Source organism: Novosphingobium album (ex Liu et al. 2023), assembly GCF_029076845.1.
Classification (GTDB): Bacteria; Pseudomonadota; Alphaproteobacteria; order Sphingomonadales; family Sphingomonadaceae; genus Novosphingobium.
This window is the reverse complement of sequence record NZ_JARESE010000017.1, coordinates 1-1612: the sequence shown is the minus strand read 5'-3', so window position 1 is coordinate 1612 and position 1612 is coordinate 1. Positions and strand designations below refer to the sequence as shown.

Here is a 1612-nt window from a genome sequence, read left to right as displayed (position 1 = left end):
CGCCGGCGGCGGCCGTTCGGGGATTCGCCGCCGCCGACGCATCGCCCGGCGGGGTGCCGGACGACCGGGGGGTCTCGATCGGGTAGATGTCGGGCCGCAGCTCGTGACGCGAAATGCCGGTGGCGGCCTCGACTGTGAGGACATGCTCGGCGGGGAGAGGTCGGCTGTGGCGCACCATCTTCGAAATGCCCTGCTGCGATATGCCGATCAGTCGGCCCAGCGCGGTTTGGGAGCCCAGAGCTCGAATCGCACGCTGAAGGGGTTCAACTTTGGGTGAGTCGGTCATTGCGCTTTGGTAGTAACAACCAAAAGCGTGAGTCGCAACAACCTAAATTCAATTTTTCACGACAACGTGAGTGGTAAACCCTCGGCATGATCGTCGCCGACCGACTGCGAAGCACGCTTGCCAAGCGAAATATCTCGCAGGCCGAGTTGGCGCGTCGCGTCGGTGTTTCGCAGCAAACCATCGCAAAGCTAGTCGGGGGAAGTGCCTACAATTCGCGGTACCTGCACAAAATTGCCCGTGAGTTGGCGACGACGCCTGCTTACTTGACCGGTGAAACAGATGACCCGGAGAATAACGGGCCCCGTGACCAATTCACGGCGGAAGAACGAGATTGGGTCGATCTACTTCGTAATCTGGGGCCGGCTGACCGAAAGGCCGCGCTACAACTTGTGCGGACGATTGCGCACAGTGCCCGATCGCCGACGCTGCAGGTTCCGGGGGCAGATTACAGGGGGGAGGGGCAATGAAATCGCTATTCGCGGCTATTTGGCTGCTCGGACTGGGGGCGATAGCCGCCGACGTACCAGTGTGCGGGACCGCGCTCGCGGCAGCATGTTGCAAGATATGCAAAAAGGGCAAGGCTTGCGGTAACAGCTGCATCTCGCAGGACAGCGTCTGCCATCAACCACCGGGGTGCGCGTGCAACGGATGAACGGGGAAAACGGGCAATGAATGAGGAAACCGAGGCGCAGAGGATGCTTCGGGCGCAGCGGGAGTGGGAACGAGCAAGTCGTCAGGGCGATAAGAGAACGTCCAATGTCTGGGAATACGCGACGACCGATCTCACTACTGGGAAAATCATACTTCTAAGCCTGTGCGCGCTAATAATAATTGTCGTCGCTGGCACTGTCGTGGAGATGATCGTCGACCCCGAGGGATACGCTGAGCGCGAAGCGCAATACGCAGCTTCGAAACAGGCTGAAATAAATGCTCGCAAATTGGTTGAGCATGAAAGGCAGGCTGCGGAGAACGAACAGCGCAACAAAGGTCTCCATTGCCTCTCTAAGTGGGACGGATCGAATCGCTCCACCGTACGACAGGTCAAGGAGATGCTGCGGGAACCATCGAGCTTCGAGCATGTCGAAACGGCTATCTATCCCAATGACAACGGCGAACACGGTCTCTGGATGAAGTATCGCGCGCGCAACGGCTTCGGCGGAATGAATGTCGAGAGCATCTACGCGCGGGTCGATCATGAGACCTGCGAAGCGCGCGTGCTGCCGAATGGGCCAGGCAGTCCAGTCTTGGGGTCAACCGTACATCTCAGGAGATCAGGCGTTGGGCGAGCTTGAGCAGCACCTGCGCGAGGCGCAGGCGAAGATAGCG

3 protein-coding genes are annotated in these 1612 nt (G+C 59.4%); 1 reads left to right on the top strand and 2 read right to left on the bottom strand.

Annotated features, from left to right (window positions below; genetic code table 11):
- The coding region (locus PYV00_RS07030; RefSeq protein WP_275227569.1) for a transcriptional regulator at positions 1-286 on the bottom strand (286 nt) is incomplete at its 3' end.
- An 86-nt stretch (positions 287-372) separates the two neighbouring features.
- Here PYV00_RS07030 and PYV00_RS07025 point away from each other — a divergent pair.
- Positions 373-753, top strand: a complete 381-nt coding sequence (locus PYV00_RS07025; protein WP_275227568.1) for a helix-turn-helix domain-containing protein — start codon at positions 373-375, stop codon at positions 751-753.
- Between the two features lie 354 nt (positions 754-1107).
- Here PYV00_RS07025 and PYV00_RS07020 read toward each other — a convergent pair whose 3' ends face one another.
- Positions 1108-1482 (bottom strand): hypothetical protein, encoded by a 375-nt coding sequence (locus PYV00_RS07020; RefSeq protein WP_275227567.1) that lies wholly within the window; start codon positions 1480-1482, stop codon positions 1108-1110.
- Between the last annotated feature and the right edge of the window lie 130 nt (positions 1483-1612).